Origin of the sequence: Parafannyhessea umbonata (genome assembly GCF_012844235.1) — a bacterium.
GTDB lineage: Bacteria > Actinomycetota > Coriobacteriia > Coriobacteriales > Atopobiaceae > Parafannyhessea.
Genome location: NZ_JABAGR010000023.1, coordinates 1 through 663, shown reverse-complemented (window position 1 = coordinate 663; position 663 = coordinate 1). Strand labels below are relative to the sequence as shown.

The 663-nt window shown below is 54.4% G+C and carries 1 protein-coding gene; it reads right to left on the bottom strand.

The window, feature by feature from the left end:
* A partial coding sequence (locus HF885_RS10240; RefSeq protein ID WP_206109915.1) for a restriction endonuclease subunit S occupies nt 1-663 on the bottom strand: 663 nt, incomplete at both ends.

Here is a 663-nt window from a genome sequence, read left to right as displayed (position 1 = left end):
AAATGGCTATTTGGCTGCGTGAGGTCGACCTTCGAGACGTCGATTTCGCCGGACATGAGCTTGGGAAGCAGGGCATCTCTCAGGTTGGCCAACTTGCGGGATTGAATCTTGAGTCCTACTACCTCGTCAACGAGCGGCTGCATGGCTTTCGTCTGGGAGCGTAAGACATCGCTTGGGGGAATCTTGACGGCCGCATTTGCCAAGGCGCTTCTCTTGATATGACCCATGGTTGTCGCGCGATCTTTGGCCATCGCGATGAACTTGCGCATATGATGCTTCGTCCACATGTAGTAGAACCAACTCGGGTATTTGTCGGAAGTCATTTTGAAGAGGTGCTGATTGAGTCCAGCATCGCCTCCGGCCCAGAAATCGAGCATCAGGGTACCCGACCAGGAGAAAATCAGGTCTCCGTCGCGAACGTGAACAGAATCCTCGATGTCTGAGGAGCACCGTTCTGCATCGGGACCGAACTCGCCCTGTCCCAGCTCGCGAATCTTCAGCACAGGAAGTCCCTTGTCCCCAGGTTGGGGACGGAACTTCTGCATCGCCAGACCGTTCTTGTAGTTCGCTATGTCGAGGAGGCTGGCATCTTTCCAGGTGTCGTCAGCTTCTGTCTGCATCTCAGCGAACTCGGCATCGAGGAGTTCTTCCAAATAGCCATTT